The organism is Pseudomonas sp. AC532, assembly GCF_979258965.1.
Map to the genome: position 1 here is coordinate 1,991,381 of NZ_OZ409888.1, position 20,909 is coordinate 2,012,289.

Annotated in this window: 13 protein-coding genes; 3 read left to right on the plus strand and 10 right to left on the minus strand. The window is 55.6% G+C overall.

The genetic code is table 11. The annotated features are described in order from the left end of the window. Window positions 1-218 precede the first annotated feature (218 nt). From ACZ0AV_RS09510 to ACZ0AV_RS09520, 3 genes are all read left to right on the plus strand, one after another. Complete coding sequence (locus ACZ0AV_RS09510) at window positions 219-1,199, plus strand: site-specific integrase (protein ID WP_499150814.1); 981 nt, start codon at window positions 219-221, stop codon at window positions 1,197-1,199. Further along, on the plus strand, window positions 1,196-1,468 hold the full coding sequence (locus tag ACZ0AV_RS09515; protein WP_232917578.1) for a hypothetical protein: 273 nt from the start codon (window positions 1,196-1,198) through the stop codon (window positions 1,466-1,468). Before ACZ0AV_RS09510 ends, ACZ0AV_RS09515 begins: the two co-directional genes overlap by 4 nt. A gap of 138 nt (window positions 1,469-1,606) precedes the next feature. Further along, window positions 1,607-3,544, plus strand: coding sequence for a DUF6119 family protein (locus ACZ0AV_RS09520; protein ID WP_499150815.1), 1,938 nt, complete (start codon window positions 1,607-1,609; stop codon window positions 3,542-3,544). Window positions 3,545-3,691: 147 nt separating this feature from the next. Here the strand turns inward: ACZ0AV_RS09520 and ACZ0AV_RS09525 are convergent, their stop codons facing one another. From ACZ0AV_RS09525 to ACZ0AV_RS09570, 10 genes are all read right to left on the minus strand, one after another. After that, window positions 3,692-6,742 carry a type I restriction endonuclease subunit R gene (locus ACZ0AV_RS09525; RefSeq protein ID WP_499150816.1) on the minus strand — a complete coding sequence of 1,017 codons (3,051 nt, stop codon included), beginning with the start codon at window positions 6,740-6,742 and terminating at the stop codon, window positions 3,692-3,694. Window positions 6,743-6,752: 10 nt separating this feature from the next. Beyond that, complete coding sequence (locus ACZ0AV_RS09530; RefSeq protein ID WP_499150817.1) at window positions 6,753-7,892, minus strand: restriction endonuclease subunit S; 1,140 nt, start codon at window positions 7,890-7,892, stop codon at window positions 6,753-6,755. Continuing rightward, window positions 7,889-9,433, minus strand: a complete 1,545-nt coding sequence (locus tag ACZ0AV_RS09535; RefSeq protein WP_499150818.1) for a type I restriction-modification system subunit M — start codon at window positions 9,431-9,433, stop codon at window positions 7,889-7,891. The genes ACZ0AV_RS09530 and ACZ0AV_RS09535 overlap by 4 nt, the downstream gene beginning before the upstream one ends. Further along, window positions 9,426-9,563, minus strand: a complete 138-nt coding sequence (locus tag ACZ0AV_RS09540) for a hypothetical protein (protein ID WP_499150819.1) — start codon at window positions 9,561-9,563, stop codon at window positions 9,426-9,428. Before ACZ0AV_RS09540 ends, ACZ0AV_RS09535 begins: the two co-directional genes overlap by 8 nt. Continuing rightward, window positions 9,560-11,059 (minus strand): type I restriction-modification system subunit M, encoded by a 1,500-nt coding sequence (locus ACZ0AV_RS09545; RefSeq protein WP_499150820.1) that lies wholly within the window; start codon window positions 11,057-11,059, stop codon window positions 9,560-9,562. Before ACZ0AV_RS09545 ends, ACZ0AV_RS09540 begins: the two co-directional genes overlap by 4 nt. Before the next feature lie 369 nt (window positions 11,060-11,428). Next, window positions 11,429-11,761: an XRE family transcriptional regulator gene (locus ACZ0AV_RS09550; protein ID WP_499150821.1), complete on the minus strand. Its 333-nt coding sequence runs from the start codon at window positions 11,759-11,761 to the stop codon at window positions 11,429-11,431. Continuing rightward, window positions 11,701-12,129 carry a type II toxin-antitoxin system RelE/ParE family toxin gene (locus tag ACZ0AV_RS09555; protein WP_499153337.1) on the minus strand — a complete coding sequence of 143 codons (429 nt, stop codon included), beginning with the start codon at window positions 12,127-12,129 and terminating at the stop codon, window positions 11,701-11,703. The genes ACZ0AV_RS09550 and ACZ0AV_RS09555 overlap by 61 nt, the downstream gene beginning before the upstream one ends. Window positions 12,130-12,168: 39 nt before the next feature. Next, complete coding sequence (locus ACZ0AV_RS09560) at window positions 12,169-13,011, minus strand: phage integrase (RefSeq protein ID WP_499150822.1); 843 nt, start codon at window positions 13,009-13,011, stop codon at window positions 12,169-12,171. Between the two features lie 171 nt (window positions 13,012-13,182). Beyond that, window positions 13,183-18,852, minus strand: coding sequence for a YDG domain-containing protein (locus tag ACZ0AV_RS09565; RefSeq protein WP_499150823.1), 5,670 nt, complete (start codon window positions 18,850-18,852; stop codon window positions 13,183-13,185). Between the two features lie 40 nt (window positions 18,853-18,892). After that, entirely contained in the window at window positions 18,893-20,668 is a 1,776-nt protein-coding gene (locus ACZ0AV_RS09570; RefSeq protein ID WP_499150824.1) for a ShlB/FhaC/HecB family hemolysin secretion/activation protein, read from the minus strand. Window positions 20,669-20,909: the final 241 nt, after the last annotated feature.

The following is a 20,909-nucleotide window of genomic DNA, read 5'->3' on the forward strand; positions in this document are numbered from 1 at the left end:
TGGTCTCGTCAGCCAGTGCAGCCTCCACCCGCCCACCGGTATCGGTGCTCAGGAGGCCAGATCATGAGATGCCCTTGCTCCCGGTTGTAAGGAGCCGCCAGTCCTGCGTGGTGGACACTCCCCACAGGTCGCAGGGGCCTTGATCCCTGATAACACTCAACATTCTTGGCGGGATGATGTGGGGCGAGGATCGGAGAGCGGACGATGAGGTGACCGACATGGCATTGCTGGGGAGACGCGATGGCCGCAATTTCGGCTACGGCAGGCAATTGAGCTATGCAGGACTGCTGGCGCTGAAAGATATGTTCGGCGGTGGCCATTACGGCACAGTCAAAGCGCACTGTGATCGGTGGCAGGCATTTGTCAAATGGTGCCGTTCCGAACTGGGGCCCGGTATCAATGATGCGCGGCAGATTGATCTGAAGGTGTTGGCCGACTATGCGGCGCATCTGCGCGACGTAGTTGGGCGCGGTGAGCTCGCCGTCAGCACTGCACAAAACCGGATATCCAGCGTTAACAGAACCATGGCGGCGCTTCGCGGTGATCAGTGCGTGAAGTTGCCCAGCCCGAGCAAGGCGTTAGGTATGCAGCGTACCGGGGTTCGACAATCAGTGCCGCAAGGCCAAGACCGCGAACAGGTTAAGCAGATCGTCGATGCGCTTTGCAGTTGTCATCAGCTACGAGCGGCAGCGATCGTTCTGTTGGCGCGAGCCACCGGCATGCGCTTGCGCGAGGCTATCTTGGCTGACCTGCCACGGCTAAGCCGTGAGGCTAAGTATTTAGGCAGGATTAACATTCAGGATGGCACCAAAGGCGGCCGCGCCGGTGCCTCGGCTCCACGTTGGATCGCGGTGGATGGCTATGGTCGAGGTGCACTTGGGTTTGCACGGCAAGTGTCGCCTGCGGGTAGCCGCAACCTGCTTGCGCCACACGAAAGCTACCTGAATGTTCTCCAGGAGATCATCCGCCCTGCAAGGGACGTCCTGCATGCACATACGCTCAAAGGCTTCCATGAGCTACGAGCGGCATACGCATGTGAGCGCTATGAGCAAATGACTCAACATCGCGCACCTATCAACGGCGGCCGATGTTGTCAGGTAGATAAGACCCTAGATCGTGAGGCCCGAAAGCAAATCAGCTACGAGCTTGGGCACGGTAGGATTGACGTGGTCGCGGCCTACATCGGAGGACGGACATGAGCAAGCCATTCGATATGGAGTTGTTCTTAGTCGGCGTACTGAGTGGGTCGCATGCGACACGGCGACGTCATTTTCGGCAAGCTAGGGCTATCCAAGTGGCTATCGCAAAGCGATGGCAGCGAGAGACACCGTGGAATTGGCAGAGGAAGCATTTAATTTGGTTTCTTGACAATTGTTTGGCAGGTCGCAGTGACGCGACGCGCTATTACTATCTACTGACAGTTCGGCTGCTCGCGAAACGCCTGAAAAAGCCATGGTTCTTACTATGATTAAAACCCGCGCCAGTCACCACGACCGACAGCATTAGATACGTCAAGAAACCGTCGAGGGGCTGATGAGAACAGCACGAAGCCTGAATAAAGGACGGCTTGCATTTGGAAGAAAATTCAGTCATATAATGAAAGATGATGGCAATATGCCAACAAGAGGATAGGATTCCCGTCACCGCTCTAAACAACATTCAATCAATGCCAACCGAAGGGATTCAGCAATTGAAAAGTCGTCCTTTTACTATATTCCTGCTAAAACAAGGATTCAACGCCACTAACTCGCTAAAAGAAGAGCACGAGTTAGGTCAAGTCGTAGCATCAGATCGTCTTCCAGAGAACTCAAGCGTTTATATTCTAGACGGCCAACCAAGAGAGCCTTGGTGGCGTCAATACTTCAATATCGCTAACCCTCTCCAACAATCAAACAAAGGCGCACTAGTCTTCATACCAGTAGCAGATAGATGGTTTGCCCTATCGTTTGGACATGTATTTCATAAGCTTCGCGACAACTGCTACGAGTATGACTTTGGACTACTAGTAACACTTAATAGTCTCGATCCAAAAAAACTGAAAAGTGCAGACGTAATGGATCCTGGCGCTTCAAGAAGGAAGAGAACCCAGATCCCAGCGGCTGCAGATATAACGTTTCTTGACTTTGACAGCAATACAGAAATTGTTCGAAGCCTCACAGGGGCTGTCAGGGAGGATCTAACTGGACTTTTTAAAAGTGCAACAGGCTCAGCGAGCCTCAAGGTCAGTTTAAAGTTCCTTCCTGAGGAGCTTCATGGCCTGTGCACCAACTTACTAGCGCTGTACAACAGCAATGATTACCTGAACACTTTTCCAAATGTTGGGAAAATCTCACCTGAAAATGATCCTGATATTGTGCGCACCCTAGATGATAAACTTCTAAAGTTTTTTATTGCCCGAGATCCGTCGCTTTCCATTTGCATCCCTGATATCGTAGATTACCGAGACAACACTTCCTGCAGATTTCAAGGACGCGGTGGAGTGGCGGAAATCTATACAGACATATCGCTGGAAGCATTTTACGACTACCTTGGCGAAAAAATCGATCTGACTGATTTCACTATAGACAAATTAAAATCTTTTAGCGTTGCATTGTGCGATACAGATGGAAACATCAACAAAGCCTATAATATATATAACTGCCTACTGCTTGACATTCATGAGCAAGCAGAAATTTATCACATATGTGAAGGCTCATGGTATCGAGTAGAGCGAGAATACGTAGAGCTACTTAAAGAATACCTCGACACAAAATTCGAGCGCACGGATTTATTTGATTACAATCACGACTTTACAAAGGATGGGATCAGCCATTACAGCGAAGAATCTTATAATACTGCTGTATCTGAAAGTCTACCCGCGTTTATATGTTTGGACCAAACAAATATGAGCCTCGATGGGCAGACTGCCATTGAGCCTTGTGACTTATACACTCTGAGCAGGGCTGATGACGGCGGCCAAGAGCTGGCTAAACTCTACCACTTAAAGATATCCACTAGATCATCTCAACTCAGCCATTTATTCAACCAGGGCATAAACTCAGCTGAGCTAATAATTTTAGAGCCAAAATGCCGGGAAAAGCTGAAGGAATTGATCACAGAACGAATTGGCCAAAATAATTTACAGCAATACTGCGACGCAATTGAAAATATTAATATAAAAATAATATATGGAATTATAACAAACAAAGACCCAAATCATCTTTCGGAAAATCTACCGCTATTTTCAAAAATCAGTCTAATGCGCTGCCTCAAGAGCTTGGAGTTGATGCAGATCCCGTCTGCGATCACTTACATTTCCGACGCAAGTCCGGCAAAGGGAAAATTCAGCGCCCTCCCTTCCGTAATTGTCGAGGTGGTGCATAGAAAAAACAAAAACGAAGCGTGGGTAACTGTCGGTCAAACTCTACAACAAGGGACTAAAGTTAGTCGCTGCGCCACCGCCATCACGGATAGTGCGGCCGGGTCTCAATTCAGAATTTTTTATAAACTTAACAAAGAAGGGGCGCCTTACTCAAGTCACCTCTGGGCCTTTGAGGCGCTATAAATAATGAAAGCCCTTCAGATATAACATATAGGCCTCAGTATCAACTGTAGTTATATGTAGCATAAGCGGCTCCTGAGCACATCTCAGGAGCTTAGCATTAAGGGTGATGCCGATGTCACCGTCAGGTCACGGCGGTACGTCATCGACTTAGTAATGCTCTTCAATATAAGCATAGGCCTTCTCAAAAAGGTCTTTGTCTTTGCTTAGGCCAAACTGCGCCAGGGTCAGCATGAGTGCTTTCTGGATTTCGCGTGGACCACTTTTGGAGTTTTGCCAGCCCTCAAAGCGAGTAGCGTTCACAATTTTGTCGATCTGCTCGACCACATCACCAATCAGCTTCGGCGTGGTTTCCGGGCGGGTTTCCAGGAAGAGTTTGGTCAGCGCCTGCTTGTTGTCTGCCTCCGTTACCACCGGGTCACCGGTTTCACGCTCGGCCTGCACCGTATCTTTGGCGGCATCCAGTAGGCCCTTGAGCCAATCGATAGCCTTGATTACGCCTGCTTCATATTCTCGGCGCAGTTTCTCCAGGCGCTCGCCCAGCTCGACGAATACAGCCTCGCCATGGCCGCGCAGACGTCCCATCAAGTCTATTTCCAGCCGACGAGCACGTTTCTCCTGCTCTTTCTCGGTCAGGGTGAAGATCGCGTGTTCATCCATGATCAGCTCATCGATGTCATCGCGTATGCGACTGATATCGGTGTGCTCGTGAATCATTTTGATGGTCTCCGGCCCTAACGCGGCCCAGACCAGTGCTCCCGTTTGACCAACCGGGCGTACTGATTCATAGATTTGCGCCAGCCATTTGTAATCCTGGCGGTAGGGCGTCAGGAAAGGGTCGGGGTTGATGGCCGACCAGAGTTTGGCCAGCACGCCAAAGGCTGCGGCAAACTCATCGCGGCTTTTATTGTCCGGCAAGCATTCCTGTGCGGCTAGGATACCGTCGAAGCCTGCCACGGTGCGGTCCACGTTTGGGAAGAAGGCCAGACACAGCTTCAACTGCTCTGGCAGCAACTCCTTGAACTTCTCGATGCCTTCGACAATCCCGTCGATCTCTTCCGGGTTATAGGCCAGCGCCGTGCGCAGGTTTTCGAATACACCCAGATAATCGATGATCAGGCCCATACGCTTGACCACCCCGTCCGCCTCATACAGGCGGTTGGTGCGGCACATGGCCTGCAGCAAGGTGTGGTCGCGCAGCGGTTTATCCAGGTACATGCAGTAGCAGATTGGCGCATCGAAACCGGTCAGCAGCTTGGCGGTTACGATCAGCAGTTGCAGGGGTTGTTTTGGGTCTTTGTAGGTTTCCAGCAGGTTTTTCTGTGCCTGCTCTTCGCCATCAAACTTCTGCCAGCGCTCAAAGTCGGCTTGCTTGATCGGCAGATTGAGCTCTTCCTTCCACTTGTTCCAGTCCTTGTTGAGCTTGCCGTTCTCGTCCTTCACTGGCGCCTGGTCGAGGTTCATGACCACCTCCAGTGCGTCGAAACCCAGCTTGTTACCAAGTAGGTAATACATCTGCACGCAGGCATCGCGGTCATAGACCACCACCATGGCCTTCATCTTTTTCGGCTGCACATGGCTGGTGAAGTGTTCGGCAATGTCGGCGCTGATGGCCTCCATGCGTTTCGGTGCCTTGAGCATCACGGCCAGCTTGCCGGCGCGCTTGGACAGGGCGGCCTTTTCGTCCTCGTCCAGGTTGTTGTCTTTGACCAGTTGCTCGAACTCTTCGTTGATCGCCTCACGGTCGACTCGTAATTCGGCTAGCCGGGGCTCGAACTTAACCGGGTTAGTGGCACCGTCGCGGATCGACTGTTTGTAGCTGTAGCGGTTCATATAGCGGCCGGGGTCTTCATCGGCGCCAAACAGCTTGAAGGTATTGCGCTCGATACCGGAGATCGGCGTGCCGGTCAGGCCGTAGAAGTGGGCATTGGGCAGCGCCCAGCGCATCTTCTCGCCCAAGCCGCCTTCCTGGGTGCGGTGGGCTTCATCCACCAGCACGATGATGTTGTCGCGACTATTTAGGCCCGCCAGGTTGCGCTCATCGATCTCAACATCTTTGAACTTGAAAATGGTGGTGATGAGGATACCGCGGCTGTCCTGCTCGATATGTTCACCGAGCTTTTTGCAGCTCTGCACCTTAACCAGGTTTTTTACGTCAGCGCCGCCAAAGGTCTCGCTGATCTGGCTGTCCAGGTCGCGGCGGTCGACCACGATCAGCACGGTGGGGTTTTTCAGCTCGTTATCGGCACGCAGCATCTTGGCCGCGTAGAGCATCAGCAGCGACTTGCCCGAACCTTGGAAGTGCCAGATCAAGCCTTTTTTCGGGTAACCCTGTTTGACCCGCTCGACAATCTGCTTGGCCGTCTCGAACTGCGGGTAACGCGGCAGCAATTTGATGCGCTTGGGCGGCGTGCCTTTACCGGTTTTATGGGTAGAGAACAGCGCAAAGGAGGCCAGCAGTTGCAGCAGGGTTTGCGGGTTCAGTAGCCCTTCGACGCTCTCCAACACGGAGGCCAGGGTGGCGGGAATATCCTCGCGCTGATCAGTGTGGTGCCAAGGGCCCCAATCCTTGACACGGGCATTGATCGCGCCGTAGGCAAAGGTTTTGCCCTCGCTAGCGAAGCAAAGCAGGTTGGGCACGAAGAAGGCCTGCACATGCTGCCAATAGTGCTTCTTTCCGCCCATAAAGTCAGCGGCACCGTCTTGCCAACTGACACTGGGGCGAGTGGCGCTTTTCACTTCACCCACCACCAGCGGGATGCCGTTTACATACAGCACGATATCGAAGAACACCTCGCCAGCCGCCACATAGTGCACCTGCTGGGCCACCACAAAGTGGTTGTTGTTGAGGTTGTCGAAGTCGATCAGATTGATGGTGACGTGCTCGCCGTTCTCGCCAAAGGCCAACGTTTTTTCAGCCAGCAACCACGGCTGGAAATTTTCGTTGGCCCGGACCAAGCCACTGTGCGGGGCCTCCAGCAGTACACCGCGTAACTTGTGAATCACTTCATCGGCGTAATCCGGTTGTTTGTCGATCGCCGGGTTTAACGAACATAACGCATCTTTTAGCCACTCATCGACAAAGATATCCTGCGCCTTCTTGGGCAGGCTCTCGCCGTGGCAGTAGGTCCACTTTATCCCGCTTAAATTTTTTAAGCGGTCGATAACTCCATTTTCGGTGACGGTTTGTTCGTTAAACATATAGCAGCCCTTATAGCGAACCCGTTAATATCTCTAGATCACTAATATTTTCTGACCTCAAACTCAACAAGCCAACCTGTCTTTCAAAATATTCAAGCACCGAGACAAGGCTATCTTGATACTCTAGCGCGGGAAAAACAAACCTCATTTTTTTTACTATAGAAGTTGTAAGATTAACAAAAGTTCCACCATGAGTCGCCAGATTATATATTTGCCGCTGATTTAGCAGCAACAAATAATACAAGTAATCCTTTCTTACAATGGTCTCATCAATTTTATCTAGCGATATAATTCCGTCGTGTATACATGCAGGAAAATTAAGAATCGCCGGCCTACCCACAGTTCCAGGTGTACCACTACAAACGATCACCAAAGCTCCTTCTTCTTTTAACCGACTTCTCTCAGCACCTTCTTCTGTAAGATAGTCAATACAAGGGCTTACATATTTACCATCACGGACAATATCCTCAACCATTAATCTAGGGATATTCCCACCATAGTACCTAGCATCTCCCTTGGGTCTAGGTGAACTCCCCCTAACTATAGTACATACATCCTCTAGACTTTTTTCATCCCCCTTAGCTTTTAGTACCAACATTTCCTTCAGTACCGAAGTGAAGAGAATTTGAAAATACGATTGTGCTTCTGCTGCGCAAAATTTTGCGGACTGAAATGCATAAAACACGGAGAGTGTATTCTTTTGCCAGAGTTCATCTCCGAGTTCGAACTTGTAATTAGCCAATAGCTTAAATTTCGTACGTGGCGACAAGGAGCCTGACGAGTTACTTACAGCGTAGTTCCAGAAGCCTTGCGACTGAACAATCACCTGAATAATATCCGGGCACGCCAATCTCTCCGTTGACTCCAGAACGATAATATCTCCCGAGCAGATCCCATCAAACTCTGCAACTGCAGCCTTTTTTAAATATGGTCGACGCTTGCCAAAAAGAATATGTCCTTTCTTAAATACACGCGTAAATCCTGGATTATCTTCAGCGATTTCCCCCCAGCGTTTGATTTTTAATGACCCAGAGTCCAAATGCTCCAACCCAATATAGCGATCATATCCGTCAGCAACTGGATTTTTGGTAGTCAGCTTGATCTCGCGACAGAGATCACCAAAGCTCACAGTCTGTTTTTCACTAATCACAGAGCTTCCTCGCCATCAATCTGATATCCCAACTCGCTTAAGCTCTTTAATAGTTGCTTGTTATTTTTACTTAGCTGTAGCCGACCCACCTTCCAAACTTCAATGGTATGTTCAATATCATGCACGTCTTCATCGCAGAGGGCCTGCACATAGAGCGGAATCGATAAATTGTGCTGATTCTCGCGAATCGCCTCTATATCCACTAACGCGGTAATGGCCGGCTGGTTGCTCGGTGCACAGTAGGCTTCGGTCAGTACAACCAGATCATCATCCGAGAGGCGGCTATGTGCGCGCTCGCGGGTGACATGCTCAACGCCATTGATAAACAGGACTTTGCCTTTGCGCTCAGTGGGCTTATTGCAGTTGAGCACCACCACGCAGGATTCCATCGGCGAGTTGTAGAAAAGGTTGGGACCTAGGCCGATCACTGCTTCGATAATGTCTGACTCGATCACCTGCTTACGGATGGCTTGCTCCGAGTCACGGAACAGTACTCCGTGGGGCCAGAGCATGGCGGCGCGCCCTGTATCAGGCTTAAGGCTCTTGATTATATGGGTGTAGAAGCCATAGTCAGCGCAGCCCTGCGGTGGTACGCCGTAGAGGTTGCGGCCATAGGGGTCGGCGGCGAACTTGTCGCGGTTCCATTTTTTGATGGAGTACGGCGGGTTGGCGAAGATCACGTCGAACTGCTTGAGTTGGTCGCCCTCGATAAATTTGGGCTCACCCAGAGTATCGCCGCGTAACACCTCGAACTCTTCGATCTCGTGCAGGAACATGTTCATTCGGGCGATGGCAGAGGTAAGCAGGTTAACTTCCTGACCATAGAGTTTGACACTGCGCCACTCCTGGTTCTGCGCTGCTGACCCCTTGCTTGCCGCACGCAAATCCATCACCGCATTAAGCAGCATCCCGCCGGTGCCGCAGGTGGGATCATAGGCGGTCTCGCCGGGTTTGAGACCCATGATTCGGGTCATCAGGTGCACCACGGTGCGGTTGGTGTAAAACTCGGCGGCAGTGTGGCCGGAGTCGTCGGCGAACTTCTTGATCAGGTATTCGTAAGCTTCGCCTAGGTCGTCCTGGGCCACCGATTTGATGCCTAGGGGGATCTTGCTGAAGTGCTGAATCAGGTCAGCCAGCAGATGGTCGGGTAGACGCTCTTTGTTGGTCCACTGGGCATCGCCGAATACGCCGTGCAGACGTTCGTTGTGGGTCTCGATCAGGCGCAGGGCATTCTGGATGGCTTCGCCGATGTTCTTGCTGGTGTGGCGCACCTTTTCCCAGTGCGCCTCCTGGGGAATATGGAAGCGGTGAAACATAGGCATAACGGCGTAATCAGCGTCGCCCTCGCTGACTTCCATAGCTTCGACATACTCTTCCAGGTAAACGTCGGACAAGCGCTTATAGAACAGCAAGGGGAAGATGTACTGCTTGTAGTCGGAGGCGTCGATCTGCCCGCGCAGAAATTCGGCCGCGCCCCAGAGCAGGTCTTCGAGTTTCTTTTTGCCGAGCTGGGAGGCTTGGTTCTTCTGGTAATCAATCATTCTTATGAGTCTTGTTTGATAGCTGATGAGCAAGCTGGCTCAGGTCGGCGAGGCGTTTATCTGCGCGAGCGGTTTCGCTCTGGTAGATGATGAACTGCGAGGTGTTGCTGTCGGCGCTATCCCTGCTCATAGCTCAAACCCTTCCTTGATCAGCAACTCTTCCAGCTCCTGCTCGGCCTGCTCTAACGTGGCCAGTTTCTGCTGAAAGACTTTCAGCGCCTGTTCGACGGTGATGGTTTCTTCTTCCAGTGGCTTTTGCACATAGCGGGCAATGTTCAGGCTGAAGTCGTTTTCAGCAATTTCACCCAACGGCACCCAGCGCGCTAAGCCTTCCAATGCTGTGGCAGAGGGGCCTTGCTGATACCGCTCCAGGTAGATCTGGTAAATCTGATCCGCCTGGGCATTGCTCAAGGTGTTTTGCGCGCGGCCTCTGGTGAAAATCTCCTCGGCATTGATGATCAGTACATGGTCACGATGCTCTTCAGGGCGCTGCTTGCGCAGCAACAAGATGCAAGCCGGGATAGAGGTGCCGTAAAACAGGTTCGGGGCCACGCCGATAATGGCTTCGATGTGGTTCTCTTTGAGCAGGCGGGTGCGGATTCGGCCCTCGGCAGCTCCGCGAAACAGCACGCCATGGGGCAGCACAACCGCCATGCGCCCATCGGCATTGAGGGAGGCGAACATGTGCTGCACCCAAGCGAAGTCACCGTTGGTTTTCGGGGCCAGGCCGTATGTGTTGCGGCTGTAGGCGTCCGCCGCCCACTGTTCATGTCCCCACTCGCTGAGGCTAAACGGTGGATTGGCGATCACGCAATCAAAGGTTTCGAGCTGGTCATAGATCAGGAATTTGGGCTCACGCAGGGTATCGCCGCGAACAATCTCAAAGTCTTCCTGGCCGTGGAGAAACAAGTTCATGCGGGCAATGGCTTCAGTGGTCAGATTCTTTTCTTGACCTTTGAGCTTCAGCAGCCGAGGATCACCCGCGTTTTCTCGAACGTGGTGAATGGTCTCCAGCAACATGCCGCCCGTGCCGCAAGCCGGGTCATAAACGCTTTCACCCGCTTTGGGATCAAGAATGTTGACCATCAGCCGCACAATGGTGCGCGGGGTGTAGAACTCGCCGGCTTTCTTGTTGGCTTTGTCGGCAAAGCGCTTGATCAGGTATTCGTAGGCGCGCCCCATATCGTCGTTACGAACGCTGGCAACCCCGAGATCGACTTTGTTGAAGTGGTTGAGCAGCGTGGCTAGCAGCTCATCCGGCAGGCGCTCTTTGTTAGTCCAACTGGCATCGCCGAAGATGCCATGCAACTGCGTGTTGGCTTGCTCTATGCCTAGAAAAGCATCCTTGAGTGCCTTGCCAATGTCGTGGGACTTGGCGAACACGTCATCCCAGTGGCTGCCAACAGGAACCTGGATGCGATGGAAGATTTTCTCGCGCGCCAGCTCCGCGCTTCCGACCTTGGCCAGCACCTCTTCATACTCTTCGTCATATACATCGCAGATCCGTTTGAAGAATAGGATCGGGAATATGTAGGTTTTGTAGTCGGAGGCGTCGATGGGGCCGGTGATGATGTGTGCGGCGTGCCATAGGTGCGCTTCAAGGTCTTTTAATTTAATCACGGTCATTTTTACTCGAAAAAATCTTGAGCAGCTGTTCGGGTAGCCTGCTCCGCTGGCAGGCTAGAGATGGGGCAAGTGTACTGGATATCATTGAATCGAAGGTCCGCATGTCGAAACTACGGAGGTCTTAGCGCTGTGAGGATGGAAGCGCTTCAGCTTAGTCAAGACAATTGGCAGAGATATCGCTGAGAATCTCAGCAACCTGCGGAAACCTCTGGTATTCCAAAAGGTATTCCACACAAATCAAAAAAATAAAATTACCTATCAAAATCAACAATTTAACAATCCTGTTCAAATTACCCCGGCAAATAAACCCCTGATTTTCCTAGAGAAAGTCAGGGGTTTTTCTTTGGGTGTCGAAAAAGTGTCGAAGCGCTAAGCTTGTTGTATGAGATCGCTTTCGATATCTGAAAAATTACTAATCCTAACTGAGCCATCGGGAAACCGGGCAACGACATCCAATTGACCACCCATGGCCTCTATGTGGCTACGCAAAGTGGAAATGTACATGTCAGTACGCTTTTCCATCTTCGCGATGGCGGGTTGCTGTACATGCAGTACTTCAGCCAACACCTTCTGTGACAGTCCACGAGCCTGGCGAAGCTCATTAAGCGGCATTTCTGCAAGCAGCTTTTGGGCTTTCGCCTCTACTCTGGCCTGAGACCCAGGAGCCATCTTTGCGCGCAGCTCTGCGAATTTCTTAGCCATCTATCAAAGCCCTCCTTTCCAAGCTGTACCAGATGTTCGTCATACAATCGATCAGACAGCGGAACGTTGATGTCATACCAACGATCATCACCAGTCTTGTCGCCGCCGATCAGCAAAATAGCCGAACGCCTGGGATCGAATGCGTACAGGGTTCTGTATGGTCGGCCTTCATGCTGTGTCCTCAGCTCCCGCATGTGGCCGTGACGCGAGCCGTTGATCCCGCTGCTATGTGGAAAGCCAAGGGACGGGCCTCGCTCTTCCAAGAGCTGAACCGACACCGCAACGGACTCCTGCTCCTCGGCAGACAAGCGTTCCCACCACTCACCGAACTCATCGGTATATTCGATATCCCAAGTCGTGACTAAAATATAACTTCAAAGGAATATTCCCTCAATGGAATATCTGAATCAGAGAGACGAAAGCGGGCCAAAGCGCAAAGCATCCTGTAAATGATCAGGTGCAAGGTGCGCATACCGCATAGTCATGGCCAAGCTTGAGTGCCCCAGAATGCGCTGCAGCGTGACGATGTTTCCGCCGTTCTGGATGAAGTGACTAGCGAAGGTGTGGCGCAGTGCATGCGCCGCCTGCCCTTTTGGTAGTTTGATGGTCGTACGGGCCAAGGCGCGGCGGAACGCGGTAATGGCCGAGTTCGGCTGGCCATGCTGACGCCAGTGCCGAATGATCCTGGCTTCAAGCTCGGCAGAGATAGGTACTGATCGCACCTTGCCGCTTTTGGTGCCGCTGAAGGTGATCACCCGGTTACGCACTGAATGCGGCTTGAGCTTTTCCGCCTCAGACCATCGAGCCCCAGTGGCCAAGCAGATGAGCACGATGATTTCGACGTGCGGATTATCGCAGCCAGTCCGGATTGCCTGCAGCAGCTCGGCTATCTGTTCATTTGTCAGCCAGGAAAGCTCGCGTTCCTGGACACGCAACGGCTTAACCAACTCCAGCGCATTCGGGTAGTCGATAACGCCCAGGCCGCGTAGCTCGTTGTACACAGCATGCAGGTAGCCCAGCTCATTGTTCAGCGTCTTGGGTGACGTGCCTGCTTCCATCCTCAAACGCCGGTTACTCGCATGGACATGTGGGTCTAGTCGGATCGCCACGGGATCGCGCAGGCGCTTGGCCAGATAGAGCAGGTTGCGAAGGCGACCGTCCGCGTATCGGAGCGAGTGACCGTGAAGGCCATACCAGAAAGTGTAAATCTTATTCAGGACAGGACAGCTGAAATAAAAAGCCCCATCCATTTCTGGCGGGGCTTTGGGTCCAAGTACTGCTCTGCTTGCATACAGCCTATCCGCCGCGAGGCGGATTTCGTAAGACGCACTGTATGCCCGCTGTGGCGGTAGTCAGCGATTCCCCCGACTACCTGATTTGTGCCTCAAGCATTTCTCGGTAGTAGCTACCAGGGATTTGGCTTAGCGGGCAGCCACCTCGACACGTGCCTTGGTGCTCACTTCTGCTTGCCTGAGAGCATGCTCCACCACAACGTTTTCGATGCTATTAACGCTGGTGCCCAGGCTTTTCTTCGCTATGGCAAGCCCGTAAGCAGCCACTTCGTCACTATCGAGGCTACCCGCCTCTTGTGGCACCTGCACCAGCAGCACACCATCAGCCATCAACGTCACCTGAAGGCTCAAGCGCTGTCCGCTGGCAAGCGCCACCGAGCCCTGCGCCGACTTCGCGCCTGCGGCTTGCAGTACCGGAGCCTGGCGGCTACCTGCATCGGCAAGCTCCAGCGTGATGCTGGAACCCAGATCGGTCGCGGCATACTGCCCCTCACCGCGCAGTGGCTCGCCAGCACGGGTACGGTAGATATGCAGGCTTTTACGCACGGCGGGTTCCGAAGGGCCGTTGGCCAAGGCCAGACTCATTCGGCCATTGCCTGAAAGTACAGCGTCCTGCAGGACGAGAGCATCAGCAGCAGCCACGTTCACCGGGCTGGTTGCCAGGCTTGGTGTATCGCTGAACAGCGCAGTCGACGGCAACGGCTGATACGAGGCAGGCTCGAATACAACAGGCTGATTATCTGGGCGCTTAACTGCTGTGCCAGTGCCGTTGGCACCTTCCGGGGTGTTAATCAGGCCGGCTGGAGGAAGCATCGGCGGCTGAATGCTGGCAACACCGACAACCGGCTGGTCAGCCAGCTGGTAGTTTGCAGCATCGTCGCCGAGCAGTTGCAGATCGATCACCGTGACGGTTTTCCCTTGCCCGGTAGCCGGGGTTTCAAAGTTGGCTTCACCAACCGCCCCTACTGCATCGCCATCGACGACCCCATCGAGGGCGATGTCGCGAATGATGGCGGTGTTCTTGCCGTCATAGAGCTTGTCTGCAACCTCGACCTTGGCGGTCAGCAGCTTGCGGTCGATATCCGCTTTGCCGATCTCGGCATCGCTGTCGAAGGCATAGTTTTCGGCCTCCTCACCGTTCAGGGCGATGCCCGAACCGGTGACGGATTTGTCCTGGCCGGCATTCTTGTCGCTGAACGAGCCAGTGGTGCCGGAGGTGTTCACCTTGCCTTCATCACCGTCGATGATGCCCACCAACGAGACGTTGCTCAGGTTCGCGGTGGTAGTGCCGTCGTAGGTCTTGTCCGCTACATCGGCGCTGGCGGTCAGCAGCTTGCGGTCGATGTCCGCCTTGCCGATCTCAGCATCGGTGTCGAAGGCGTAGTTGTTCGCCTCGTCTCCCGTCAGGGCGATGCCCGAACCGGTGACGGATTTGTCCTGGCCGGCATTCTTGTCGCTGAACGCGCCAGTGGTGCCGGAGGTGTTCACCTTGCCTTCATCACCGCCGACGATGCCCACCAACGAGACGTTGCTCAGGTTCGCGGTGGTGGTGCCGTCGTAGGTCTTGTCCGCTACATCGGCGCTGGCAGTCAGCAGCTTGCGGTCGATGTCCGCCTTGCCGATCTCGGCATCGGTGTCGAAGGCGTAGTTGTTCGCCTCGTCTCCCGTCAGGGCGATGCCTGAACCGGTGACGGATTTGTCCTGGCCGGCATTCTTGTCGCTGAATGCGCCAGTGGTTCCGGAGGTGTTCACCTTGCCTTCGTCACCGCCGACGATGCCCACCAGCGAAACATTGCTCAGGTTCGCGGTGGTGGTGCCGTCGTAGGTCTTGTCCGCTACATCGGCGCTGGCAGTCAGCAGCTTGCGGTCGATGTCCGCCTTGCCGATCTCGGCATCGGTGTCGAAGGCGTAGTTGTTCGCCTCGTCTCCCGTCAGGGCGATGCCCGAACCGGTGACGGACTTGTCCTGCCCGGCATTCTTGTCGCTGAACGCGCCAGTGGTTCCGGAGGTGTTCACCTTACCTTCATCACCGCCGACGATGCCCACCAACGAGACGTTGCTCAGGTTCGCGGTGGTGGTGCCGTCGTAGGTCTTGTCCGCTACATCGGCGCTGGCAGTCAGCAGCTTGCGGTCGATGTCCGCCTTGCCAATTTCAGCGTCAGTATCGAAGGCGTAGTTGTTCGCCTCGTCCCCCGTCAGGGCGATGCCCGAACCGGTGACGGATTTGTCCTGGCCGGCATTCTTGTCGCTGAATGCGCCAGTGGTGCCGGAGGTGTTCACCTTGCCTTCATCACCGCCGACGATGCCCACCAACGAGACGTTGCTCAGGTTCGCGGTGGTGGTGCCGTCGTAGGTCTTGTCCGCTACATCGGCGTTGGCTGTCAGTACCTTGCGGTCGATGTCCGCCTTGCCGATTTCGGCATTGGTGTCGAGGCTGTAGTTGTCGGCTTCCTCGCCGGTCAGGGCTAGACCTGAGCCATTGACGGACTTGTTCTGCCCGGCGTTCTTGTCGCTGAACGCGCCAGTGGTGCCGGAGGTGTTCACCTTGCCTTCATCACCGCCGACGATGCCCACCAGCGAAACATTGCTCAGGTTCGCGGTGGTGGTGCCGTCGTAGGTCTTGTCCGCTACATCGGCGTTGGCGGTCAGCACCTTGCGGTCGATCTGCCCGACGTCGCCGCTCACGCTGGAGGCGTCGACCTGGTAGCCATAGACTTTGACATTGCCGTTGGTGGCTTCGGACACCTCGACATTGTCTACGGTGACCTGCTTGCCCACACCGGCATTCTTGTCGGCGTAGTAGGCATTGCCAAAGGAAAGCACGTCGATGGTATCGCCATCGATAGCACCACTCATGGCGAAATTGGCGTCGCTGACACTGGCGGCGGCATTGCCGTCGTAGGTCTTGCGCACCTCTCCCTGCAACTCGACTTTCACCTTGGGCGCGTAAGTGTAGAGATGGCCGTTGCCAGAGCCTAGAACGGTGTCGCCGTACTGCGCAGCGTACTGCTTGAAGGCTACGTCCAGACCGCCACGCATATCATCCGATGGGTTGCTGGAGTAGGTCAGCCAACGTCCATTGGTAGCCGAAAGCGCATCGCTGCCGGCCAGGTTGACGAAGTTGCGCTCGGCCACCAGCACCACGGCATCACCACTGCCTTGCGCGGTAACGGTGCCGCCGCTGCCGATCAACACATCGCCCACACCTGCCTGGGCCATTACATGCCCACTGCCATTGCTGTTGCTCAGCGCCCCATCGACCTGGATGTTGCCGTTGAGCAGCGACAGGTTGTTGCTGGCATCGAAGCTGAAGCCGGAAGAGTCGACCGTCGTGGTACCGGTGCCATCAGCGCGACCGATGGTGAGATTCTTGATGCCCACCAGCTTGCTGATATCGGTGGCAGGCGCATTACTGTCCAGGAAAATACCGCCGCCAGCATTGCCGCTGGTGCTGTTGAGCAGGATGTTGGTAGTGGCGTCGTACGGCTCCAGACGAATGCTGGCGGTGGACAGGTTCTGCAACGTGGCCTGGGTGAAGTCGACGTTGTTGGCGCGCAGCGTCAGCAGGTCAGTGCCGGTGTCCAGGTTGACGGTGCTGGTGAAGTTGATCGCGCCATCGGTGTAGATGGACGCGCCACCAAGCATGGTCAGCGGGGTATTGAAGTTGACGTCGCCACTGAGGCTCAACAGCCCACCAAGCTCCTTGCGCCCCGTCGAGGAGCCCAGCTGTTTGGTGATGCCACCCGGTATGGCATCGCCGAAATACAGACGGCCCTGGCCGAGAGTGATATCGCTGAGCAGCCTGGCCGAGTGATCGTTACCCCCGAAGGAGAGGTAAAGATTGCCACCGTTGGTGGTGATGTCGGCGCCCTTGTTGATCAACAGGTTGCCGGCACCACCGCGGCTCACGCCAGCATCGGAATCCACGGAAATACGCACGTAGCCCCCGTTGGTCTGGATCTTGCCCGCCAGCGTGGCGCCGTCGGCGCCCAGGACGGTAATGGTGCCGGCACCCGGCGTACCACTGCCGATCTGATCGACGATATGCGCGGGGATATCGGCCACGTCAGGGTTTTCGCCCTGGCCATGGGCAATCAGATTGAAAAGGCCCCTGTTACCGTTGTTGTCGCCAATTGTCCCGGTACCGCCGCCACCGGCCTGCAGGTAGATACTGCCGGTGCCGGACACTTCCAGTGTGTTGGCGGCATTCTCGAACGTCATCATCGTTCGGTCAGTGCCGCTATTGATCACCTCTGCACGGAAACTCACGTTCTCCTGCATGCTGATGGTGCCATCACCGCCGTTCAGGGTCAGGTCGGCGAAGTGAATACTGTCGGTAGCCTGCATCAGCACGTTGGCGGCCTGCTCCTCCAGGGTCTTTTCATACACCGTCACGTTACCGCTGCCAGCAGACCAGTCACCACTGGTGCCGCTGCCGCCGGAAACGGTGATATTGGTCGGGTCGAGCAGCAGGTCACCGGTACGTCCCTTGGTCGCACGGGCATCGGTCTTGCCGGCGTATTGCAGGGTTTGCTTGCCGGATACTTCGGCTTTGCCACCGTTACCGCTCTGCTCGCCACCGCGCACCGAAATATCACCGGCAAAACGGTTATCGCCATCAGCCCAGAACACCACAGTGCCGCCATCACCAGCCTGGGTCGCATCGGCCTTGACCTTGACGTTGCGCTCGACGGCCACCTGAGTGGCATTGGCCACCGTGGCGTCCTGGCCCTGCCAGCCACCCCCGACCTTGATGGTGCCGCCACCGGTTGTACCACTGGCGTCGAGCTTGGCGTCAGCCACGGCGATGCGCTCGCCGGTGACCACGATGCTGCCACCCTTGCCGTTTTCGGACGACACATCGAGCGTACCGGCAACCTGGGTCAAGCCGCCCTCGGCGTCACCGTCAAGCAGGATACGACCACCCCGCTCCACCAGGCCCTTGGCCTCGATGACGCCGGTATTGTTGATGACGCTATTGAGCAGTGCATCGGCTGAGCGAGCGCTCAGGGCTACCATGCCGCCATCGGCGCTGATATGCCCCTCGTTGCGCACGGCTGCCTCGAACACGCCGCGTTCGACGTTGACGCCGACCAGGCCATCGCCCTGGAAATCCAGGCTGACCCGGTCGCCAGCGGCAAGCACCGTGCTGCCACCCGATGTGCTGATGGTGCCACTGTTGCCCACCTGAGGCCCGATCAGCGCTACCACGCCGCCCGGTGCGGCATTCACGGTGCCATGGTTGAACACGGCACCTGCGCCAGCACCGCCGCTGAGCGCGGTTTTACCAGCAAGAAAATCCTGATCGCTGATCTGCAGTGAGGAGGCAACCAGGCCGCCCACGTTGACCTCGGCGCCTTTGCCGATCACCACCCCGTTGGGGTTGAGCAGCCACACCTGGCCATTGGCATCGAGTTTGCCGAGAATCTGGCTGGCATTACCACCGCCAATCACCCGGTTCAGCGCAATGCTGCTGGCGCCCGGCTGGTTAAAGGTCACGCTCGCATCGGCGCCAATATCGAAGCTGTTCCAGTTGGTGACCAGCTTGCCGGTTTGCTGGTCGACGACCATGTGGCTGCCATTCTGCGAGATGGCGCCGCTACCACCGACGATGGTCCCGCCCGTAGGCAAGTCGGCGGCTAGCACCGCACCGCTACCCAGCAGGCCGACGGCGGCCAGGAAGCCGATCATGCCGCCGCGCTTGCCGCGGGAGGTCGAGTGTTCTGCAACGGCTACGAACGCCTGATCGGCATCGCTCCAGACAAGGCGATAGAGATGGTTCAACGAAGCGCGCTTCATGGAGTGCTCCTAAATTTTGTAATGGGCTGCAATGGGCAGATCAGAATGCGTAAGAGGCTTGAACCCAAGCGCGCCAGTCGCTGGCACGGCTATCGGCATCCAGGCCGGATGAGCTGCGCCCCGGGTTGTTGTCCAGGGTCCGCGCGACGGCCGTGCGCACACTGAAATTGCCGGCCCATGCGTTAGCGCCGACACCGATGGCGTGCAGGTCATAACGGTTGGTATCACCGGCGTTGTTGATCGAGCCTGGCCAGGTATCCTGATGCAGCCAGATACGGCCGGTATCGACAAAGCCCAGCCCCTGCAGCACGACACCTGGCAGGTTCACAGCGATATTGCGGCGCAGCTCCAGGGTGGCCAGCCAGCCCTGGTCACCGGACGCTTCGCCAACCGGGTAAGCACGCACGCCGGCGGGACCACCGAGCAGGAATTTCTCGGAGGAGTCGAGGTTGTCGCCGGCCCATTGCGCCGAGACGCCACCAAACAGCGTCCAGGGGCTGGATGCGCCCAGGCTTTGCAGGCGAGAAACGCGCAGATTCAGCTTGTTGAAGCTGCCATCGCTGCCGGCACTTACGCGGTCGGCGAATTGATCGTCACGGTTGCCGGAGAGATCCAGTTCACCCATGGTCAACGCCAGCATGGCGTCGGTTACCCCGCCTCCGCCCAACGAGTCGAAGCGGTTGCCGCTCATGGCCAGGATGACGTTGTTCAACTCGCGATCACGCAAGTTGATGCCTAACGCCTCGTCCTCCAGAGCCTTATGTTCATAGGTGGCCGAGAGGTTCAGGTTCTGCATCCGCGAGCGAATCACGGGATAGCTGAGGCCAAGCGATCCACTACGGGCGTTGCCGCGCAAGTCCAGTGGACGAAACTGCTCCTGGTCGACCTCATAGCGCAGGTAAGAGCCCGCTGCATTCAGGCGCAGCCCCGAGGCGGTGAGTGGCAGGCTGTAGGATGCGCCGACAATATCCGTGCCGGTGCTCTTGCTAAGCCCAATGCTCAACTGATCGCCGATGCCCAACGGATCGTTGAGGCTCACCTGGGCGTTGGCCCGAGCAGTACCGGTGCTCCGATTGCCATAATTGTCCGCGGACAAATTGCCTGATACGAGCGGGCCTTTCTTGGCATTGATCAACAGGCGGCTGGTGCCCGGCTCGGTACCCATGTCCAAAGCTGACTGAGCGCTGACGCCCGGCTGATCGTTGATCAGCAACAGCGCTCGCTCCAGATCTTCAGCGCGCAAAACCTGATTTTCTGGCAGGGCAGATTCGGCAATCTGGCGCAAGCGCTCGGGACTGCTGCGGGTGTTGCCGTCCACCTCGATACGCGAGGCGTCGGACTGCAGGCGGCCTTTGACGAGCGCGATTTCCAATTCGCCGTTGGTCAAGTCCTGGCGAGGCAGATAAGCGCGTGCCAAAACGTAGCCACGGCCGCGCAAGTAACGGGTCAGGCTCTCAACCAATTGCTGCAGGCCTGCATGGTCGAGGGTCTTGCCCAGCACCGGCTTGGTCAGCTCGCTGAGGTTCTCGATCTCGGCCAGATCGGTGTCGCCACTGAAGCGAATGGCCTTGAGTTGTACGCGCAAGCCCGAATTCGTTGCGCTGCCATTGGTACCGGAAGGCAACTCGAACGCGGCAGGGGGCTGGGTGGAATCTGGCTCGGAAGGCCGCGTCTGCTGATGCTCGTTGAGCAGCTGTCCTGCGTCGGGCAGCGTCTGTGCAATCGCTATCTGAGCGGTTCCGGAACCGGCCAGCACAACAGCGCAATACAGCAGATGCTTACCCGCACGTACGGAATCCTTGTAAGGAACTGGCATCGTACAACTCCATGAAAATTGGGAAACCACCGCCAAGCCGTAGCTGGGGGGTGAAAAGCCCGCGGAGTCTAATCACGCGCAGAACAGGACGATTTTGTATGGCCGGACGGATGTTTTGCTGCAGCGGATATCGCGTGTGAAATCCGCCAAAAGGCGAAAACCCGAGAGAACCAAGCCCGCTCGATGGGTTCATGGCACTTAAGGCCTGTGAATCACTAGCCGGTAGGTCAGGTGGTTTAAC

Excerpts from the sequence above, each read along its gene's own strand:
- ACZ0AV_RS09510 (WP_499150814.1), top strand. The coding sequence starts at position 219 with ATGGCATTGCTGGGGAGACGCGATGGCCGCAATTTCGGCTACGGCAGG.
- ACZ0AV_RS09515 (WP_232917578.1), top strand. The coding sequence starts at position 1,196 with ATGAGCAAGCCATTCGATATGGAGTTGTTCTTAGTCGGCGTACTGAGT.
- ACZ0AV_RS09520 (WP_499150815.1), top strand. The coding sequence starts at position 1,607 with ATGGCAATATGCCAACAAGAGGATAGGATTCCCGTCACCGCTCTAAAC.
- ACZ0AV_RS09525 (WP_499150816.1), bottom strand. The coding sequence starts at position 6,742 with ATGTTTAACGAACAAACCGTCACCGAAAATGGAGTTATCGACCGCTTA.
- ACZ0AV_RS09535 (WP_499150818.1), bottom strand. The coding sequence starts at position 9,433 with ATGATTGATTACCAGAAGAACCAAGCCTCCCAGCTCGGCAAAAAGAAA.
- ACZ0AV_RS09540 (WP_499150819.1), bottom strand. The coding sequence starts at position 9,563 with ATGAGCAGGGATAGCGCCGACAGCAACACCTCGCAGTTCATCATCTAC.
- ACZ0AV_RS09545 (WP_499150820.1), bottom strand. The coding sequence starts at position 11,059 with ATGACCGTGATTAAATTAAAAGACCTTGAAGCGCACCTATGGCACGCC.
- ACZ0AV_RS09550 (WP_499150821.1), bottom strand. The coding sequence starts at position 11,761 with ATGGCTAAGAAATTCGCAGAGCTGCGCGCAAAGATGGCTCCTGGGTCT.
- ACZ0AV_RS09560 (WP_499150822.1), bottom strand. The coding sequence starts at position 13,011 with ATGGATGGGGCTTTTTATTTCAGCTGTCCTGTCCTGAATAAGATTTAC.
- ACZ0AV_RS09565 (WP_499150823.1), bottom strand. The coding sequence starts at position 18,852 with ATGAAGCGCGCTTCGTTGAACCATCTCTATCGCCTTGTCTGGAGCGAT.
- ACZ0AV_RS09570 (WP_499150824.1), bottom strand. The coding sequence starts at position 20,668 with ATGCCAGTTCCTTACAAGGATTCCGTACGTGCGGGTAAGCATCTGCTG.